This is a genomic window from Arthrobacter sp. MDT2-34-1, assembly GCF_059091365.1.
This window is the reverse complement of the sequence record NZ_JBNHGO010000001.1, coordinates 2,126,328-2,143,144: the sequence shown is the minus strand read 5'-3', so window position 1 is coordinate 2,143,144 and position 16,817 is coordinate 2,126,328. Positions and strand designations below refer to the sequence as shown.

The 16,817-nt window shown below is 68.1% G+C and carries 18 protein-coding genes; 15 read left to right on the top strand and 3 right to left on the bottom strand.

What is annotated here, in order from left to right; translation table 11 throughout:
• Position 1 precedes the first annotated feature (1 nt).
• From AC5RVV_RS10060 to AC5RVV_RS10045, 4 genes are all read left to right on the top strand, one after another.
• Positions 2-1,132 (top strand): MFS transporter, encoded by a 1,131-nt coding sequence (locus tag AC5RVV_RS10060; protein ID WP_494001326.1) that lies wholly within the window; start codon positions 2-4, stop codon positions 1,130-1,132.
• A gap of 127 nt (positions 1,133-1,259) precedes the next feature.
• On the top strand, positions 1,260-2,078 hold the full coding sequence (locus AC5RVV_RS10055) for a class I SAM-dependent methyltransferase (RefSeq protein WP_494001170.1): 819 nt from the start codon (positions 1,260-1,262) through the stop codon (positions 2,076-2,078).
• A 100-nt stretch (positions 2,079-2,178) separates the two neighbouring features.
• Positions 2,179-2,364 carry a PspC domain-containing protein gene (locus tag AC5RVV_RS10050; protein WP_494001169.1) on the top strand — a complete coding sequence of 62 codons (186 nt, stop codon included), beginning with the start codon at positions 2,179-2,181 and terminating at the stop codon, positions 2,362-2,364.
• Between the two features lie 73 nt (positions 2,365-2,437).
• Positions 2,438-2,860 (top strand): GNAT family N-acetyltransferase, encoded by a 423-nt coding sequence (locus tag AC5RVV_RS10045; RefSeq protein WP_494001168.1) that lies wholly within the window; start codon positions 2,438-2,440, stop codon positions 2,858-2,860.
• 91 nt (positions 2,861-2,951) lie between these two features.
• Here the strand turns inward: AC5RVV_RS10045 and AC5RVV_RS10040 are convergent, their stop codons facing one another.
• Positions 2,952-4,700: an L-aspartate oxidase gene (locus AC5RVV_RS10040; protein ID WP_494001167.1), complete on the bottom strand. Its 1,749-nt coding sequence runs from the start codon at positions 4,698-4,700 to the stop codon at positions 2,952-2,954.
• 73 nt (positions 4,701-4,773) lie between these two features.
• On the opposite strand from AC5RVV_RS10040, the gene AC5RVV_RS10035 reads away from it, so the two are divergent.
• Positions 4,774-5,751 carry a LysR family transcriptional regulator gene (locus AC5RVV_RS10035; protein WP_494001325.1) on the top strand — a complete coding sequence of 326 codons (978 nt, stop codon included), beginning with the start codon at positions 4,774-4,776 and terminating at the stop codon, positions 5,749-5,751.
• A gap of 208 nt (positions 5,752-5,959) precedes the next feature.
• On the top strand, positions 5,960-7,318 hold the full coding sequence (locus AC5RVV_RS10030) for a protein kinase domain-containing protein (protein WP_494001166.1): 1,359 nt from the start codon (positions 5,960-5,962) through the stop codon (positions 7,316-7,318).
• Between the two features lie 21 nt (positions 7,319-7,339).
• Here AC5RVV_RS10030 and AC5RVV_RS10025 read toward each other — a convergent pair whose 3' ends face one another.
• Entirely contained in the window at positions 7,340-8,545 is a 1,206-nt protein-coding gene (locus tag AC5RVV_RS10025; RefSeq protein WP_494001165.1) for an alpha-hydroxy acid oxidase, read from the bottom strand.
• Between the two features lie 25 nt (positions 8,546-8,570).
• Positions 8,571-9,887, bottom strand: a complete 1,317-nt coding sequence (locus tag AC5RVV_RS10020) for an MFS transporter (RefSeq protein WP_494001164.1) — start codon at positions 9,885-9,887, stop codon at positions 8,571-8,573.
• 97 nt (positions 9,888-9,984) lie between these two features.
• Here AC5RVV_RS10020 and AC5RVV_RS10015 point away from each other — a divergent pair, with 97 nt between their 5' ends.
• The 9 genes from AC5RVV_RS10015 to rplI all read left to right on the top strand — a co-directional run bounded on the left by AC5RVV_RS10015 (position 9,985) and on the right by rplI (position 16,794).
• Positions 9,985-10,644, top strand: a complete 660-nt coding sequence (locus AC5RVV_RS10015; protein WP_494001163.1) for a GntR family transcriptional regulator — start codon at positions 9,985-9,987, stop codon at positions 10,642-10,644.
• 230 nt (positions 10,645-10,874) lie between these two features.
• Complete coding sequence (locus AC5RVV_RS10010; RefSeq protein ID WP_494001162.1) at positions 10,875-11,861, top strand: ABC transporter ATP-binding protein; 987 nt, start codon at positions 10,875-10,877, stop codon at positions 11,859-11,861.
• A 2-nt stretch (positions 11,862-11,863) separates the two neighbouring features.
• Positions 11,864-12,712 (top strand): ABC transporter permease, encoded by an 849-nt coding sequence (locus tag AC5RVV_RS10005; protein ID WP_494001161.1) that lies wholly within the window; start codon positions 11,864-11,866, stop codon positions 12,710-12,712.
• 19 nt (positions 12,713-12,731) lie between these two features.
• Positions 12,732-14,000, top strand: a complete 1,269-nt coding sequence (locus AC5RVV_RS10000) for a sensor histidine kinase (RefSeq protein ID WP_494001160.1) — start codon at positions 12,732-12,734, stop codon at positions 13,998-14,000.
• Positions 13,993-14,712: a response regulator gene (locus AC5RVV_RS09995; protein ID WP_494001159.1), complete on the top strand. Its 720-nt coding sequence runs from the start codon at positions 13,993-13,995 to the stop codon at positions 14,710-14,712. Before AC5RVV_RS10000 ends, AC5RVV_RS09995 begins: the two co-directional genes overlap by 8 nt.
• A 334-nt stretch (positions 14,713-15,046) precedes the next feature.
• Positions 15,047-15,352, top strand: a complete 306-nt coding sequence (gene rpsF / locus AC5RVV_RS09990; RefSeq protein WP_136787676.1) for a 30S ribosomal protein S6 — start codon at positions 15,047-15,049, stop codon at positions 15,350-15,352.
• Between the two features lie 94 nt (positions 15,353-15,446).
• On the top strand, positions 15,447-16,019 hold the full coding sequence (locus tag AC5RVV_RS09985; protein ID WP_494001158.1) for a single-stranded DNA-binding protein: 573 nt from the start codon (positions 15,447-15,449) through the stop codon (positions 16,017-16,019).
• Between the two features lie 58 nt (positions 16,020-16,077).
• On the top strand, positions 16,078-16,317 hold the full coding sequence (gene rpsR, locus AC5RVV_RS09980) for a 30S ribosomal protein S18 (protein ID WP_136787674.1): 240 nt from the start codon (positions 16,078-16,080) through the stop codon (positions 16,315-16,317).
• 27 nt (positions 16,318-16,344) lie between these two features.
• Positions 16,345-16,794, top strand: coding sequence for a 50S ribosomal protein L9 (rplI, locus tag AC5RVV_RS09975; RefSeq protein WP_493988326.1), 450 nt, complete (start codon positions 16,345-16,347; stop codon positions 16,792-16,794).
• The last annotated feature ends 23 nt before the right edge of the window (positions 16,795-16,817 follow it).

The window sequence follows — 16,817 nt, the reverse complement described above, 5'->3', positions numbered from 1 at the left end:
CATCTTCGGGCTCAACGGGCTGGTCTTCGCCAGCTGGGCGGCCCGCATCCCGGCGGCCGCGGCGACGCTGGACATCAGCGCCGGCAGCATCGGCGCGCTGCTGCTGGCCCTCGGCCTCGGCTCGGTCATCTCGCTGCCCCTGGCCGGTCCGCTTGCCGCCAGGATCGGCACGGCCAACAGCGTCCGGGCCGGCGGGCTGATCGCGGCCGTCAGCGCGGCCGGACTCGCCGCCGCGCTGGCGTCCGGCTCCTTTCCCGCCGCCGCCGCGGCGCTGTTCTGCTACGGCGTGGGCGTGGCCTGGTGGGACGTGGCGCAGAACATCGAAGGCGCCGACGTGGAGCGGAAACTGCTGCGCACGATCATGCCGAAGTTCCACGCCGCCTTCAGCCTTGGCGCGTTCGCCGGAGCCATGGTCGGCGCCTGGCTCTCCGTGCTCGGGGTTTCGCTGGCCGCGCATCTGGCGGTGCTCGCGGTCGTGGTCGCGGCCGCCACGTGGGTGGTGCCGCGGGCCTTCCTGCCCCACCGGCCCCAGCATGACGACGACGGCGCGGCCCGCCCCGGCCGCTTCGCCGCCTGGCGGGAACGGCGCACGGTGCTGATCGGCGTCGTCGTCCTCGGGGCCGCCCTGACCGAGGGCGCCGCCAACGACTGGATCGCCCAGGCCACCGTCGTCGGGCTCGGTGCCACCGAGGCGACGGGTGCGGTCATGTTCGGGGTCTTCGTGGCCGCCATGACGCTGCTGCGCCTGGCCGGCGGGCGGTTCATCGACCGCTGGGGACGCGTGGCCGTGCTGCGGGTCAGCCTCGGCACGGCCCTGGCCGGCCTGCTGCTCTTCGTGCTGGCTCCGAACCTTCCGCTGGCCTTCGCCGGGGCCGTGCTCTGGGGCGCCGGCGCGGCGCTGGGCTTTCCCATGGGCATGTCCGCGGCCGCGGACGACCCGGCGCGGGCCGCGGGACGGGTGTCGGTGGTCTCGACCCTGGGCTATGTCGCGTTCCTGGCCGGACCGCCGTTCCTCGGCTTCCTGGGCGAACAGGTGGGCCTCCGCAACGCCCTGCTCGCCGTGGCCGCGGTGATGGTCGCCTCCCTGCTGACCGCCCCGGCCGCCCGCGAACAGCACCGGCCCCGGACCTAGGCGCGGCAGGCAGCGCAGGTTCGGCCAGCGGCCCCGGTGTGCGGATCTTCTACTGGAAATTATTCGAGCCCGGACCCATCCTTGAAGAACCCCAAAACGAGGGCCTCAATCGCAGGAGGCAAGGGCCATGAGCAATCAACCGGACAATTCGGGGATCAAGGCAAAGCACCGGGCCATGTGGGCCCTCGGCGATTATCCCGCCGTCGCCACAGAGGTGATCCCGGCGCTGGGCACCGCACTCGTCAAGGCCAGCGGCATCGGGAAGGGCGACCGTGTTTTGGACATTGCCGCCGGTTCCGGCAACGCGGCCATCCCCGCCGCGCAGGCAGGGGCACAGGTTACCGCGGCCGACCTTACTCCCGAGCTGTTTGAGAGAGGGCGCCGGTTGGCCGAGGAGGCAGGGGTTTCCGTGGACTGGCAGGAGGCCGACGCGGAGAACCTTCCGTTCGGCGATGGTACTTTCGATGCCGCGATCTCCTGTGTGGGGATCATGTTCGCTCCCAACCATCAGGCGAGTGCCGACGAGCTCGTCCGCGTGCTGCGGCCCGGCGGCACGATCGCCCTCGCCAACTGGACTCCGGAAGGCTTCATTGGCCAGATGTTTGCGACCATGAGGCCTTACGCGCCCCCGCCGCCTCCGGGGGCGCAACCACCGCCGCTGTGGGGCAAACAGCAGCACGTGCAGGACCTGCTCGGGGATCGGGCCACCGACGTCGTCGCCCGGCGCGAAAAGCTGACGGTCGAAAGGTTCGCCACCGCCGGGGAGTTCCGCGACTTCTTCAAGGCCACCTACGGTCCCACGATCAACACCTACCGCTACATCGCGGACCAACCCGACCGGGTCCAAGCCCTCGATGAGGAACTCGAAGAACTGGCCAGCCGGTACGATCTCGGCGGCGGTCGGATGGAATGGGAGTATCTGTTGTTCACGGCCCGCAAGAAGTGACCGTGCCGGACTAGCGGCCGGGAAGCAGATCGGGGCCTGAGAACCCGTTTCCGTCCCGGGATGCTGTTCGGAAACCGGTCCGGGTTACTAGACTGAGGCCATGGCTGCTGCATTGGTTCGTCCCCGGAACGGCAAGCTGATTGCCGGTGTCTGCGCCGCCTTGGCCGCCCGTTTCGGCCTGCCGAAAGTGCTGGTGCGTCTCGGGTTCGTGATCTTCGGACTGGTCGGTATCGGGGAACTGGTGTACATCGCGCTGTGGATCATGATCCCCAAGGCCCAGGTGTAGGCTTCGGGCCGCTGCACAGGCCGGGCCTGCCAGTCTTCCTCACCGGGCGGGGCTCCAGATCACCTAGAGTGGGATGGTGTCGCTTCGCTTTCCGTACCAACTTGTTCCGGCCGCTCCCTCCGTCCATGACTACCTCAAGTTGCGGACCGGCAGCGGGCTGTCACGGAGGACCCGCGAGCAGGGAGAAGCCGCGATTGCGGGTTCATGGTCGTTCAGGCATGTCATTGGTCCGGCCGGCGAGCCCGTGGGAATGGGCCGCGTCGTAGGAGACGGCGGCTGGTACTTCGTCATCGCCGACATGGCTACCCTGCCGGAACATCAACAGCGCGGCGTCGGCGGCGCCGTGCTCGATAGCCTGCTCGAAGACATCCGCACGCGCGCGCCACGCGGTGCCTACGTCAGCCTCACCGCAGACCCACCCGGTCGCAGACTCTACGAGTCACGCGGCTTTGCGGACGTCGGAGCCGCTGCCGACGCCATGCACCTCTACACCTGACGAGCGAGTTTCAGCGGGCGAGGGAGGGCGCGATGCCCAAACCGAAGCAGCTTCAGTGAGGACAGACCGCCGGCTTGCTGGCAGGTCAGCGCTACTCGACGAGCTTGCCCGCTAGCGAGTCGTCGACGTCGGCCTCGGCCAGGGACCGGAAGGAGTCCGGGGCAGGGGGCAGGGCCTCGAAGCTGACTCCCTCGGTCGGCGACCAGACGAAGTTGCCCTGCAGTGACGGATCCATCTCTGGGAAGTCCGCACGGTTGTGGCAGCCCCGCGTCTCACGCCGCTCAAGGGCGCATTCGAGCGTGGCCCGGGCCGCGAGGAGCGAGCCCAGCAGATCGTAGGCGTGCGCCAGGTCGTCGAACCCGGCGATGTCCGGGTGCGCGGTGACGTGCCGCGCGCGTTCTTCGAGGGCGGCAAGCCGTTGCAGGCCGTCCTGCAGCCCATGCCCGGTGCGCACGACGCCGGCGTGCTCGGTCATCAGGTTGCGCACTTCGCGCTGCAGCCGCCGGGCTGACTCCGTCCCGCGCTCGCTGAGCAGGGCCTGCATCTCGGCGCGGGCCGACTCGACGGCGGAGGGGTCCCGGCGAACATTGGTGCGGGAGGCCGCGTACTCTGCGGCGTGCTCGCCGGTGATGCGCCCGTAGACGAGCAGCTCGATCAGCGAGTTCCCGCCCAGGCGGTTCGCCCCGTGCAGGCCCGAGGACGCCTCGCCGATCGCGTACAGCCCGTCCACGCCGGTGCCGTGGTCCTCCGGGGCCACCCAGACCCCGCCCATGGAGTAGTGAGCGGTCGGGGCGATCTCCATCTTGGTGGTCGTGATGTCCACCATCTGCAGGTCGATCAAGGTGCGGTAGACCCGGGGCAGCTTCTGCAGGATGACCTCCCGCGGCAGATGGGACACGTCCAGATAGACCCCGCCCTTCTCCGTCCCCCGGCCCGAGGCGATCTCGGTATACCCGGCGAGGGCCACCCGGTCGCGGGTGGACAGCTCCATGCGTTCGGGATCGTAGCGCTCCATGTAGCGCTCACCGAGCGCGTTGGTGAGGATGCCGCCTTCGCCGCGTGCTGCCTCGGAGACGAGGGTGCCGGCAGCGTCGTCGGGCTCCAGCAGTCCGGAAGGGTGGAACTGGACCAGCTCGGCGTCACGGATCCGGGCTCCGGCCAGGGCCGCCAGGCGGAAGGAGTCGCCGGTGTTCTCGTCCCGCCGGGAGGAGGTGTGGCGCCAGATGCGGGTGTGCCCACCGGCGGCCAGGATCACCGCGTCGGCGTGGATCTGCACGGGCGTGCCGTCCACGACGTCGAACCCGTACGCGCCGAAGATGGTGCCGTCCGCCACCAACAGGCGGGTGATGTAGATGCTGTCGATGATTTGCACGTTCAGTTCGGCGGCGCGGCGTATCAGGGTGCGCTGGATCTCCAGGCCGGTGTAGTCGCCGGCGTAGGCAGTGCGGCGGTACTTATGGGCGCCGAAGAAGCGCTGGGAAATCCGCCCGTCTTCCTCCCGGGCGAAGGGCATTCCCCACCTCTCCAGGTCCTCGATGCCGCCGGCCGCATTGCGCGCCACGGTTTCCACAATGGCCGGATCGGCCAGGAAATAGGACTCGCGCAAGGTGTCGGCGGCGTGCTGCTGCCAGCTGTCCTCGGGATCCATGGTGGCCAGCGCCGCGTTGATGCCGCCGGCCGCCAGCGTGGTGTGGGCGTCGTGCTTGCGCCGCTTGCCCACCGCCAGCACCTGGACCCCGCGCTGTGCCAGTTCGATCGAGGCGCGCAATCCGGCACCACCGGTGCCGATGACGAGGACAGAGGTGGACATCAGCCGCTCGGCGGCGTGCTTTGGGGTCATATCTCCATGCTAGGAACGCGGGTATGATGAGTCCAATACATTATCTGAGTGAACCTGATGCAAAAAGGCTATGATGAAGCTCGAGCAGTTGTCCTCCTTTGAGGCCGTGGCCCGGAACGGCCACTTCACCCGTGCCGCCGAGGAGCTCTTCCTCGCCCAACCGTCCCTGAGCCGGCAAATCGCCGCGTTGGAGGCCGACCTGGGCACCAAGCTGTTCCGCCGCGGACCGGCCGGGGTGACACTGACCGACGCAGGCGACGTGCTGTTGCCCATCGCGCGGCGGATGCTGGGTGACGCGCGGTTCGCCCGCGAGCAGATGGACGAACTGGCCGGGCTTCGCCGCGGCCACGTCCGGCTCGGCGCCCCGCCGACCCTGTGCGTCTCACTGGTTGCCGACGTGCTGGCGGCGTTCCGGGCCGCGCACCCCGGAGTGGACCTGCACATCACGGAGGGCGGTTCGCGCTCCCTGGTGGAAGCTCTGAACGAGAACGCACTGGACCTTGCCCTGATGGTCACCCGCGGTGCCGAACCATCCGTACCCGGCACCGAGCTGATTCCCCTGCTTTCCGAGGAACTGGTGGTGATCTCAGCCGCGGGCTCCCCGTTGGCAGGACACAAGCAGGAGCAACGGGGCGGACGCGCGACCCGGGCCGAGCTCACCCTGGCGGAGCTGGCGGAGATCCCCCAAGTCGCGTTCAACCGCAGCTACGACCTGCGCGTGGCCACCGACGCGGCCTTTTCCGCCGCAGGACTTACCCCGACGATCGCCGTCGAGGGTGCGGAGATGGACGCAGTGCTCCGATTCGTGGAACGGGGGCTGGGAGTTGCCGTGGTTCCGGCCATGGTGGTCATCGACCGCCCCTCGCTGGACAGCACCCGCCTGGTGAGCCCCCAGCTGACCCGAACCGTCAACTTGGCCCGGCGGACCGACGTACCACCTTCGGCCGCGGCAGCGGCCATGCAACAGTTCGTCTTTGAAACCGTGGAGCGACTCGCCGCCCCGGGCACCGACCTCGCGCGACTCGTGACCGTGACCCCGCGTCGCGGATGAGCTCCTATCAGGCAGCAAAGCGGACTCGCTCAACGGACTCCTTCTGCTGTCCGGTGGAGCGGGCAAAGCTCCGTACGCCGGTCGAACACGGCAGAAAGCCCAAGCGCTAGCACGGCGGGCCGCCGCTGCACCGTAGGATACTAAGGGTGCTGTTAAACAGGCAGCCGGGAAGCAGGAGACGTTGGCGCCTCATTTAGATCGATCCGGAATGCTGCTCGACGGGCGCTACCTGCTCAAGGAGTTGGCAGGTACCGGAGCGAACGCCAAGGTTTACCGGGCTCGGGATGAGGTTTTGGGGCGGGAGGTAGCCGTCAAGGTTATTCAGCGGCCCACGATGAACGAGGAAGAATTCCAGCGCGACAACGCGGAGATCAAGCTTTTGGCCCGGCTAAACCACCCGAATCTGGTGACCCTGCTGGACGCAGGCATCGACAAGATGGAAGCCGGACATCCGCAAATTTATCTGGTGATGGAACTGATTGAAGGCGCCGACCTGAGGGTGCGGCTGGCCGAAGGTGCCCTCCCGCCCCGCCACGTTGCCCAAATCGGCCGCGAATTGGCCGAGGGACTGGCCTACATCCACAACACCTCGGTGGTCCACCGCGACGTAAAACCGGGCAACATCATGCTCTTTAATTACGACGACGACGGGTCGCGCCTGCGCGCCAAGCTCGCCGATTTCGGAGTCGCCGTGGTGGTTTCCGATGATGCCCATGTTCCGGGGGTCTACGGGACGGCTGCCTACCTCAGCCCGGAGCAAGCGAGGGGCGAACCGATAGGCCCGCCCAGCGACATTTATTCGCTGGGCCTGGTTCTGCTGGAATGCCTTACCGGCCAGGCTGCCTTTCCCGGCCCGCCGCTGGAGTCGGCTGTTGCCCGTTTGCTGCGTGATCCGGACGTCCCCGCCGGATTCGGGCCGGAGTGGGCAGGGTTGCTGACCGCCATGATGGCACGTGAACCAGGGGAACGGCCCACGGGGCGGGAGGTGGCACTGGCATTGGCTGATGTGGGGCTCGCACTCCGGGGCCGGCACAGGGTGGACGCATCCATAATCCCCGTAGACGAAGCTCAACGTATGGAAGCGGTTCGACGCTACGAGATCCTGAACACCCCGCCGGACGGAGCGTACGACCGCATCACCGCACTGGCCTCCCGCCTTCTCGCCGCCCCGATTGCCATTGTCAGCGTGGTGGACCACGATCGCATCTGGTTCAAGTCACACCACGGCCTGGACGTCGAGCAGATCGACCGGGAACCCGGACTCTGCGCCTCGGCCATCCTGCAGCACGGACCCTGGGTCATCAATAATGCGCCCGCGGATCCCCGGGCGTTTGCCAACCCGCTGGTGGCCAGCGACTTCGGGTTGAAGTTTTATGCCGGCGTCCCGCTGAGAACCCGGGACGGATTCAACCTGGGCACCCTCTGCGTACTGGACTTCGAAGCGCGCGACTTCAGCGACGAAGATACTCAGACGTTGGAGGACTTGGCGGCCCTGGTCATGGACGACTTGGAGTTGCGCTTGGAAAGCCGCCGGTACCAGTCGCCCCCTGCCGCTGTGGCGGTCTGAGCACTCCGTGGCGAGGCCCGCTTAGGTGCGCAGCAGGTGTGGTTTCAGGTCCGCGATAGTCGCTGCGCCGATGAGCTGCATTGTCACCTCGATCTCTTTCGCGAGCAGGGTGATCACCCGCTCGACGCCCTCGCGCCCGCCGGCCATGAGCCCGTACAAGTAGGCGCGCCCGATGAGGGTGAAGTCGGCGCCCGCGCACAGCGCAGCGACGATGTCCGCCCCGGACATGATGCCGGAATCGAGGATGATCTCCACCCCTTCCCCGGCTTCGGCCCGCACTTCGGGCAGCGCGCGGAGCGAGACCGGCGCGCGGTCGAGTTGCCGCCCCCCGTGGTTTGAGACGATGAGTCCGTCTGCTCCGGCGTCGAGCGCACGGCGCGTGTCCTCGGCCGTCAGCACGCCCTTGACGAACAGCTTCCCGCCCCACTCCGACCGGATCCATTCAAGGTCCTCGATCGAGAGCGACGGATCGAACATCGAGTTGATCAGCGTGGGCAGGTCCTGGCTGGTCCCGGACAGCGACGCGAACGTGAGCGGGTCGGTGGTGAGGAAGTTGAACCACCACTCGGGCCGGTAGGAGGCATCGAGCACGGTCTTGAGCGTGAGTCTGGGCGGCATTGTCATGCCGTTTCGGGCGTCCCGGAGACGCTGCCCGGCGACCGGTGTGTCCACGGTGACGAGCAGCGTGTCGAAGCCCGAGGCCTCCGCGCGGCCCAGGAGGTCCAGCGATTTCTGCCGGTCCTTCCACAGGTACAACTGGAACCAGCGCCGGCATTCGGGGGCGGTGGCGGCAACCTCCTCGATCGAGCGCGTGCCCATGGTGGACAGCGAGAACGGGATGCCCGCCCCAGCGGCAGCAGCCGCGCCCCCGTCCTCGCCTTCGGCGTGCATGAGCCGGGTAAAGCCGGTCGGCGCAATCCCGAACGGCAGCGATGAAGTCCTGCCCGCGATCGAGGTCGAGAGGTCCACGTTCGCGGTGCCGTGCAGGATGCGGGGGAGAAGCTCGACGGCGTCGAACGCCTCGCGCGTGCGTCTCGCCGTGAGCTCCCGCTGGGCCGCGCCGTCCACGTAGTCGAACGCGGCCGTGGGCGTGCGGCGCTGTGCGATCGCGCGAAGATCCCACACATCCGCGGCGTGCGCGAGCCGCGCAGTCCGGCGATCCAGGGTCGGCAGGTCGAACTTCAGCAGCGGGCGAAGTTCGCTCACACGGGGGAATCTGCGCTTCATGGTGCTACCTCCAAGGTTGTGGAAATCACGGTGCGGTGGTGCCGCGGCCGCGGGCCAGCAGCACAGCGATCACCGAGGACGCGCAGCAGGCCGCAAGGAACAGTGCCGCCGGCCACGTACTGCCCTGCGCAGCGGCGATGAGCGCGCCTGCGATGAGGGGGCTCAGGCCCGCCACGATCGCGCCATTGAGTTCGCGCGCGAGCCCGACGCCGGAGAAGCGTCGCTCGGGCGGGAAAAGGTTGGTGAGGAATGCGCCCTGGGCGCCGCTGGTCATCGCGACGACGACGCCGTACCCCACTCCGATCGTGGCCGTCGCAACAGCGACCGACCCGCTCGCCAGGGCGGCGAACAGCGGGAACGCGAACAGCGCGCCGGCCGCGGAACCGATCGCGAGAATCCGGCCAGCTCCGAAGCGGTCGGAAACCCATCCGCCCGCGGGTGTCGCGACCACGCCCGCCAGCGATCCGATCGTGACGGCCAGCAGCGCCTCGGGACGGCTCATCCCGACGGCGGGGGAGGCCATGAAACCGATCGCAAACACCGCCATGATGTAGTTCAGCGCATTGTGGCCAGTGATGGAGAAGAACCCGATCACCACGGCCATCGGGTCCTTGCGCAGGAGTTCGACCACGGGCCGCCTGCGCTTGCGGGCCTCGTCGGCGTGCTCGCTCGCCTGGCGGTATTCCGGCGTCTCCTCGAGTTTGGAGCGGATGAACAGCGCCACGAAGAACAGGACGGCGGAGGCGAGGAACGGGATGCGCCAGGCCCAATCGAGCAGCGCGGCGTCGCCTGCGGAAGAGGCCCAGAGGAAGGCGACGGTCGCGAGGGCGATGCCGGCGGGTGGCGTCGCCAGCACGATGGCAGTGAAGTAGCCGCGCCGTTTGGCGGGGGCGAACTCGGCGACGAGCGTCATGGCCCCCGCGAGCTCGGCGCCCGCGCCGAGGCCCTGCAGGAGCCGGAACACGACGAGAAGGAGGGGTGCAGCAGCCCCGATGGCGGCCGCGGTCGGCAGCAGGCCGATGCCCACGGTCGCGGCACCCATGAGCAGGATCGTCAGGAGCATCGCCGGTCGGCGGCCGTGCCGGTCGCCCAGATGCCCGATCAACACCCCGCCCAAAGGCCGGGCCACGAAGCCCACGGCAAAGGTCGCAAACGCCGCCAGCGACGCCCCGGACCCGGTCTCCGCGAAGAAGAGCGGCCCGATGACGAGGCCGGCCGCTGCGCCGTACAGTGCGTAGTCATACCACTCGATGAGCGTGCCGAGGGTCGCGGCGAAGAGCGCGCGACGAGCGCCCGGGGTAAGCCTTGCGGGACTGCTGGCAACGGCGGTGTTGCTAGTCATGGTTCCTCCTAAGGGCGGACGCGAGCAATGGTATATCTGAAAGATATTTCTAGCACGCAGTGATATGCTTCACAAGAATGTTTCTTGAGGGGGTTCCGTGGCCGAGTCGATGACCGATCGGGTCGCCGGCGCCTTGCGCCGGCAGATCCTTGCGGGGAACCTGGCCCCGGGATCCCTCGTGGTCGAGCCACGGCTCGCCGAGGAGTTCGGCGTCTCGAAAACCCCTGTGCGGGAGGCGCTGCGCCTGCTCACCACGGAGGGACTCCTGACAGTGCTCCCCAAAAAGGGCTACCTGGTGATGACCATGAGCTCGCATGACGTCGCCGAGGTCCTCGACCTCCGCATGCTCCTGGAGCCGCATGCCTGCGCGAGTGCCGCCGACTATGCCGACCACGCCCTGCTGGCCACGCTGCGGGACCTTTTGGACAATCAGCGCGAGAAGGCCGCTGCTGAACCGCTCGTGAGCATGGAGCACGCCTACTCGTTCCACCGGGCCTTGGCGCGTGGCGGCCGGAACCGCCGGCTTGACGAGTTCCTGGCCCGTTGCCTCGACGAGACCTCCCGCGCCTACCGCGTGCTGCCCGGCCTGCACGCCCACCTGGCGGCCGAGCAGGAACTCGTGGAACACGAGGCCATCTTTACGGCCGTGGCCGCCGGCGACGCCGCGGGTGCGGCCGACGCAATGCGCAGCCACCTGCGCAGCGTACGGTCCGCGATGGCCCGCCAGTTCGAGCGGCCCAGCGACCTCTGGGCTTAGTGCTGGCACCTTTTCCGGTACACAGCAGCGTTCCGGGAACGGTCAGGGGCCGCTCAGGGCTTCCCCCGGTAACGCCCGCCTGCCCGCGGCACGTAGCGTCATCCGTAAGGACGACCCGGCCGGACGCGAAGATCATCCCGCAGTGCGGTGTGCGGCCGGCCGGCACTCCGTAACGTATTCATTGGCCCCGGGAATCCGGGCGCTACTCCAATCCACGAAGGACGGTTCAGATGATCGAGGCACAGGGCCTGGTCAAGGTCTACGGAAACAAACCGGCAGTGCAGGGCGTCTCCTTCACCGTGCAGCCGGGCCGGGTGACCGGTTTCCTAGGTCCGAACGGCGCCGGCAAGTCCACCACCATGCGCATGATCATGGGCCTGGACCGTCCCACCTCCGGTGACGTCCTGGTCAACGGCAAGCACTACGCCAAGCACCGGGCCCCGCTCCGGGAAGTCGGCGCCCTGCTCGACGCCAAGGCGGTGCACACCTCCCGGACCGCGTACAACCACCTCCGGGCCATGGCCGCGACCCACAGCATCCCCACCAAGCGGGTGCGCGACGTGATCGAGCTGACCGGACTCGGCGCGGTGGCCAAGAAACGTGTCGGCGGATTCTCGCTCGGCATGGGGCAGCGGCTGGGCATCGCGGCCGCCCTGCTCGGCGATCCGCAGACCGTCATCCTGGACGAACCGGTGAACGGGCTGGACCCGGAAGGCGTCCTCTGGGTGCGCAACCTGGTCAAGGCACTTGCGGCAGAGGGTCGGACCGTGTTCCTCTCCTCGCACCTGATGAGCGAAATGTCGGTCACCGCAGACCACCTGATCGTCATCGGGCGCGGCCGGATCATCGCCGATGCGCCCATCCAGGACATCCTCAACAACCGGGCGCAGCGGGTGCGCGTACGCACCGACCGGCCCGACATCCTCACCCGCGCGCTGGCCGGGGAGGGGGTCACCGTCGAAGCCCGCGAACCGGAACTGCTGGAGGTCAGCGGCGTCCCGGCGCGGGACATCGCCGAGACGGCCCTCGCCCAGCAGGTGCTCGTCTATGAGTTGACCCCGTTGCAGGCGTCCCTGGAGGAGGCCTACATGGACCTGACCAAGGACGAAGTTGAATACCATTCCGGCCCGGTGGCCGATGTACACGACAACGCCGGCAGTGCAGGCTCGGGACGGCATGCTGCCGTCGCCGCCGGCGTCGGCCAGGAAGGAAAGTGACCATGAGCGCTGCAACCCTGACCCCGCAGGCGGGCCGTGTCACCGGCCCCGGCGTGAGCTTCCCCCGGACCTTGAAGAGCGAGTGGATCAAGTTCACCACGCTGCGTTCCACCTGGGTCCTGCTGGCCACCACCGTCGTGGTGATGGTCGGCATCGGGCTGCTCGGCGGCTGGGGCGTGGCCACCGGGATGGAGCAGATGGAGGCAGCCGGCCAGGATCCGGCGGCCGCCGGCATGGATGAGTCCATCCTGTACCTCATGACCAGCGGCGGGATCGACTTCGGCCAGCTGATCATCGGGTCACTGGGCGTGCTGCTGATCGCCTCCGAATACTCCACCGGCATGATCCGCTCCACCATGACGGCCGTGCCGTCCCGGCTGTCGCCGCTGTTCGCCAAGGCGCTGGTCGTCGCCGTCGTCGCAGCCGTCGTCGGAATCGCGTCCAGCTTTGCCACCTATTTCCTGCTGCAGCCGATCCTGGCCAATTACGGCAAAGAATTCGGGCTCGACGTGGAAAACCTCGTCCAGTCCATGTTGCTGTCCGGCCTCTACCTGGCGGTGGTGGCGTTGATGGCGCTGGCGCTCGGATCCTTGCTGCGCAACAGCGCCGGCGGCATCGTCACGCTGGTCGTGCTGCTGCTGGTGCTGCCCATCGTCGCCCAGATCATCCCCTTCGACTGGGTCCAGGACGGCGTGATGCCCTACTTGCCCTCCAACGCGGGACGCCAAATGCTCATGCTCGAAACGGCCGAGGGCGACTTTACCCAGTGGCAGGGCGGGCTGGTCATGGCGGCCTGGGCGGCAGTACTGCTGACCGGGGCGGCCGTGACCACCAAGACACGGGACGTCTAGGCGCAGCCGGGACTAACGCGTGAATCAAGAAGCCTCGGTGAAGGAGGCGGCGGAACGAACGGCCGCCGTCTCCTTCACCGAAATATCGTCCAGGCGCCGGGGACCGATCCGGCGCTACTTCCACACCCACCCCGTGGTGATGGACTGGGTGCTGGTCGGCATCCACGTGCTGTTCGGCCTGCCTAATGCCCTGATCACGGCGGTCGCCGGCGAATGGCCGCCGTTGCTTTTGCTGCTGGCCGGCGGCGCCGCGCTGATCTGGCGGCGCCGGTCACCGCTGCTGGTGCTGGCCGCCATCGCCCTGGTGGACTTTCTGATCGTGGTGCTGACCAGTACCGGCAGCGGATCCTTTGCCATGTGGTTCGCCGTCTACACGGTCGCCACCGCCCGGCCGGCGGTCCAGGCCATCATCGCAGCGGTCCTCGCCGCCGTGCCCATGTTGGTGGGGATGGGCGTCCGGATGCCGCCGGAGATCGTCAAGCAGATTGCCCTCGGACAGGTCCCGAGCTACGTCGGACTGGTCACCGGCCTGGTGCTGGTCCTGGCCAACGTCATCGCCGCGGGCATCGGGGTCACGGTGCGCCGGGACCGGCTCCACGACGCCGAACTCCAGCGCTGGGCCACTGACAACGCCCGCCTGGCGTCGGCGACCGAACGCACCCGGATCGCCCGGGAGATGCACGACGTCGTGGCACACTCGCTCTCGGTGATGATCGCGCTCTCGGATGGCGCCGCCGTCGTCGCGCGCAAGGACCCGGAACGCGCCGGCCAGGTCCTGGACCGGCTGTCGGCGACCGGCCGGTCGGCGCTGGCCGACATGCGCAGGGTGCTGGGGGTGTTGCGCAGCGAAAACGGATCCGACGCGGCCCCGCTGGCGCCGGCGCCGTCCGGGGACCAGTTGACCGGGCTGCTGGACGGCTTCCGGGCCGCGGGCTTGCCGCTCCGCACGGTCATGGCAGGACCAGCGTTGCCCGAGGACCAGAATTTCCGGCTCACCGTGTTCCGCATCGTGCAGGAGTCGTTGACCAACGTGCTGCGCTACGCCAAGGACGCGTCCAGGGTGGACGTTGCCCTGATCCGCGACGGCGACGCCGTGCACATCACGGTGGCCGACGACGGCCGGCCGGACGGGCCGGCCGATTCACTCGGCGCGGGGCAGGGCCTGCACGGCATGCGGGAGCGGACCGCCATCTACGGCGGCCGCGTTGCCGCCGGTCCGCGGTCCGGCGGTGGTTGGATGGTGGAGGCAACCCTGTATTGGCCCGGAGAGGAAAACACGAGTGTCTGAGAGCGCGGACGGCAGCGAGGCCGGGCCGGTAAAAGTGCTGCTGGTGGACGACCAGCCGCTGCTGCGGATGGGGTTCAAGCTCATCCTGGAGGGCGAAGACGACGTCGCGGTGGTGGGGGAGGCGTCCGACGGCGGGGAGGCCCTGCGGCTGGCGCATGACCTTGCGCCCGACGTGGTGCTGATGGACGTGCGGATGCCGGTCATGGACGGCATCGAGGCCACCCGGCAGATCGTGGCTGCCGGCTTGTGCGCGCGGGTGATCATCCTGACCACCTTCGATCTGGACGAGTATGCCTTTGCCGGGCTGCAGGCCGGGGCCAGCGCCTTCCTGCTCAAGGATGTGGCACCAGCGGAACTGGTCCAGGCGGTGCGCCTGGTCGCCACCGGCGACGCCGTGGTGGCGCCGCGGGTGACGGCGCGCCTGCTGGAGACCTATGTGCGCGGCCTGGCCCCGGGCGGCAGCCCGGCCGCGCCGCCGCAGCGCGACCCGTTGCTGGATGACCTGACCCCGCGCGAACTGGAAGTGCTGCGGACCATCGCCGAGGGTCTTTCCAACGCGGAGATCGCCCACCGGTTCTTCCTCTCGGAGGCGACCGTCAAGACGCACGTCCGGCGGATCCTCGCCAAGCTGCACCTGCGCGACCGGGTGCAGGCCGTGGTGTACGCCTACGAGACCGGGCTGGTGGTGCCCAGCCTGGGGCTGGACTACTGACACCGCCGATCCCCGGGGCGGGGCGCTCGGGAGCCTTGTGCCGCAAGGTGCTGGCTCCCGGCCTGTGGAGGACGGCGCTCCCGGCCTGCCGCCCTGTGGAGGACGGCGCTCCCGGCCTCCCGCCCTGTGGAGGACAGGTCCGGCCGGCGGATTCACGAGCCCGGACCGCCGTCCGGTACCATTGGTAAGTCTGTGCTGTCGGCGCCGGCCGGTATTTCCTGTGACAATAGCCAAAACACACGGAAGTCGCCGCGCGGTGGCAGGCAGGCAACGCAACAGAACCTCCTGTTACGGAAAGACCGTGACCGCTTAGCCCGAAGGAGGTGGGTTCACAATGCGTGCTTATGAACTGATGGTAATCATCGACCCCGAGGTCGAAGAGCGTACCGTAGAGTCCTCGCTCGACAAGTTCCTCAACGTTGTCCGCAACGATGGTGGAACCATCGACAAGGTGGACATCTGGGGACGCCGCCGGCTCGCCTACGACATCAAGAAGAAGTCCGAAGGCATCTACGCGGTGGTCAATTTCACCGCCACTCCCGCCACTGCTGCTGAGCTTGACCGCCAGCTTGGTCTGAACGAGACCATCCTGCGCACCAAGATCATCCGCCCGGAGGAGCAGAAGATCTCCGCTGAGTAATCAGCTGTGATCGCCGCCCCCTTTCCGGGAGCGGCATTGACGAAGACATTCCCGCGCGCCGCCGGCAACCGGGACCAGGACATCAGGAGGCAACATGGCAGGCGAAACCGTTATCACGCTCGTCGGTAATCTCACCAACGATCCCGAGCTGCGGTTTACCCCGTCCGGGTCCGCGGTAGCGAACTTCACCGTTGCATCCACGCCGCGGACCTTCGACCGCCAGTCCAACGAATGGAAGGACGGGGAAACCCTGTTCCTCCGGGCGTCGGTGTGGCGCGAAGCTGCCGAGAACGTCGCCGAAACCCTGACCAAGGGCATGCGCGTGATCGTTCAGGGCCGGCTGAAGTCCCGTTCGTATGAAACCAAAGAGGGCGAAAAGCGTACCGTCTTGGAGCTTGAGGTCGACGAAATCGGCCCCTCGCTGCGCTACGCCTCTGCCAAGGTCACCCGTACCCAGCGCTCCGGCGGTGGCCAGGGCGGCTTCGGCGGCGGCCAAGGCGGCGGCTTTGGCGGCGGTGGCTTCGGCGGCGGCCAGAACCAGGGCGGCTGGGGCGGACAGCAGTCCGGCCAGCAGCCCGCACCCCAGGACGACCCCTGGGGAGCACCGGCCGGCGGCACCTCCGGCGGCTGGGGCAACGGTCCGGACTCCAACGAACCGCCCTTCTAAAACAAACCCCATCCCGTGGAAAAGATCCACGGGCTCCACAAGATAAAGGAGCTCCACGATGGCTAAGGCTGAAATTCGTAAGCCCAAACCAAAGTCCAATCCCTTGAAGGCCGCTGACGTCACCGTCATCGACTACAAGGACGTAGCTTTGCTGCGCAAGTTCATCTCTGACCGCGGAAAGATCCGCGCCCGCCGCGTGACTGGCGTCACCGTGCAGGAGCAGCGCAAGATCGCACTGGCAATCAAGAATGCCCGCGAAGTTGCCCTGCTGCCCTACTCCGGCGCTGGCCGCGGCTAAGCGAAGCGAAGAGGAGAGAGTACTGACATGGCAAAGCTCATTCTGACCCACGAAGTGACCGGTCTCGGCACTGCTGGCGATGTCGTCGAGGTAAAGAACGGTTACGCCCGTAACTACCTTCTGCCCCGCGGCTTCGCCCTGACCTGGACCAAGGGCGGCGAGAAGCAGGTGGAGTCCATCAAGGCTGCACGTGCCGCTCGCGAGATCGCATCCCTGGAAGACGCGCAGCAGCTGGCTGCCCAGCTGTCCGCCAAGCCGGTCACGCTGACCGTCAAGGCCGGCGAGTCGGGACGCCTGTTCGGCACCGTCAAGCAGGCCGACGTTGCTTCCGCTGTCGAGGCCGCCGGCCTCGGCGCCATCGACAAGCGCAAGGTCGAACTGACCGAGCACATCAAGTCGGTGGGCGACTACCAGGCCACCGTGCGTCTGCACGAAGAGGTCTCCGCCGTCATCGACCTGAAGGTCGTTGCAGGCTAACAGCCTAGCTGTCGCTGCAGGCC

Excerpts from the sequence above, each read along its gene's own strand:
- AC5RVV_RS10035 (WP_494001325.1), top strand. The coding sequence starts at position 4,774 with ATGAAGCTCGAGCAGTTGTCCTCCTTTGAGGCCGTGGCCCGGAACGGC.
- AC5RVV_RS10025 (WP_494001165.1), bottom strand. The coding sequence starts at position 8,545 with ATGAAGCGCAGATTCCCCCGTGTGAGCGAACTTCGCCCGCTGCTGAAG.
- AC5RVV_RS10055 (WP_494001170.1), top strand. The coding sequence starts at position 1,260 with ATGAGCAATCAACCGGACAATTCGGGGATCAAGGCAAAGCACCGGGCC.
- AC5RVV_RS10050 (WP_494001169.1), top strand. The coding sequence starts at position 2,179 with ATGGCTGCTGCATTGGTTCGTCCCCGGAACGGCAAGCTGATTGCCGGT.
- AC5RVV_RS10005 (WP_494001161.1), top strand. The coding sequence starts at position 11,864 with ATGAGCGCTGCAACCCTGACCCCGCAGGCGGGCCGTGTCACCGGCCCC.
- rplI (WP_493988326.1), top strand. The coding sequence starts at position 16,345 with ATGGCAAAGCTCATTCTGACCCACGAAGTGACCGGTCTCGGCACTGCT.
- rpsR (WP_136787674.1), top strand. The coding sequence starts at position 16,078 with ATGGCTAAGGCTGAAATTCGTAAGCCCAAACCAAAGTCCAATCCCTTG.
- AC5RVV_RS09985 (WP_494001158.1), top strand. The coding sequence starts at position 15,447 with ATGGCAGGCGAAACCGTTATCACGCTCGTCGGTAATCTCACCAACGAT.
- AC5RVV_RS10020 (WP_494001164.1), bottom strand. The coding sequence starts at position 9,887 with ATGACTAGCAACACCGCCGTTGCCAGCAGTCCCGCAAGGCTTACCCCG.
- AC5RVV_RS10010 (WP_494001162.1), top strand. The coding sequence starts at position 10,875 with ATGATCGAGGCACAGGGCCTGGTCAAGGTCTACGGAAACAAACCGGCA.
- AC5RVV_RS10030 (WP_494001166.1), top strand. The coding sequence starts at position 5,960 with ATGCTGCTCGACGGGCGCTACCTGCTCAAGGAGTTGGCAGGTACCGGA.
- AC5RVV_RS10045 (WP_494001168.1), top strand. The coding sequence starts at position 2,438 with ATGGTGTCGCTTCGCTTTCCGTACCAACTTGTTCCGGCCGCTCCCTCC.
- rpsF (WP_136787676.1), top strand. The coding sequence starts at position 15,047 with ATGCGTGCTTATGAACTGATGGTAATCATCGACCCCGAGGTCGAAGAG.
- AC5RVV_RS10040 (WP_494001167.1), bottom strand. The coding sequence starts at position 4,700 with ATGACCCCAAAGCACGCCGCCGAGCGGCTGATGTCCACCTCTGTCCTC.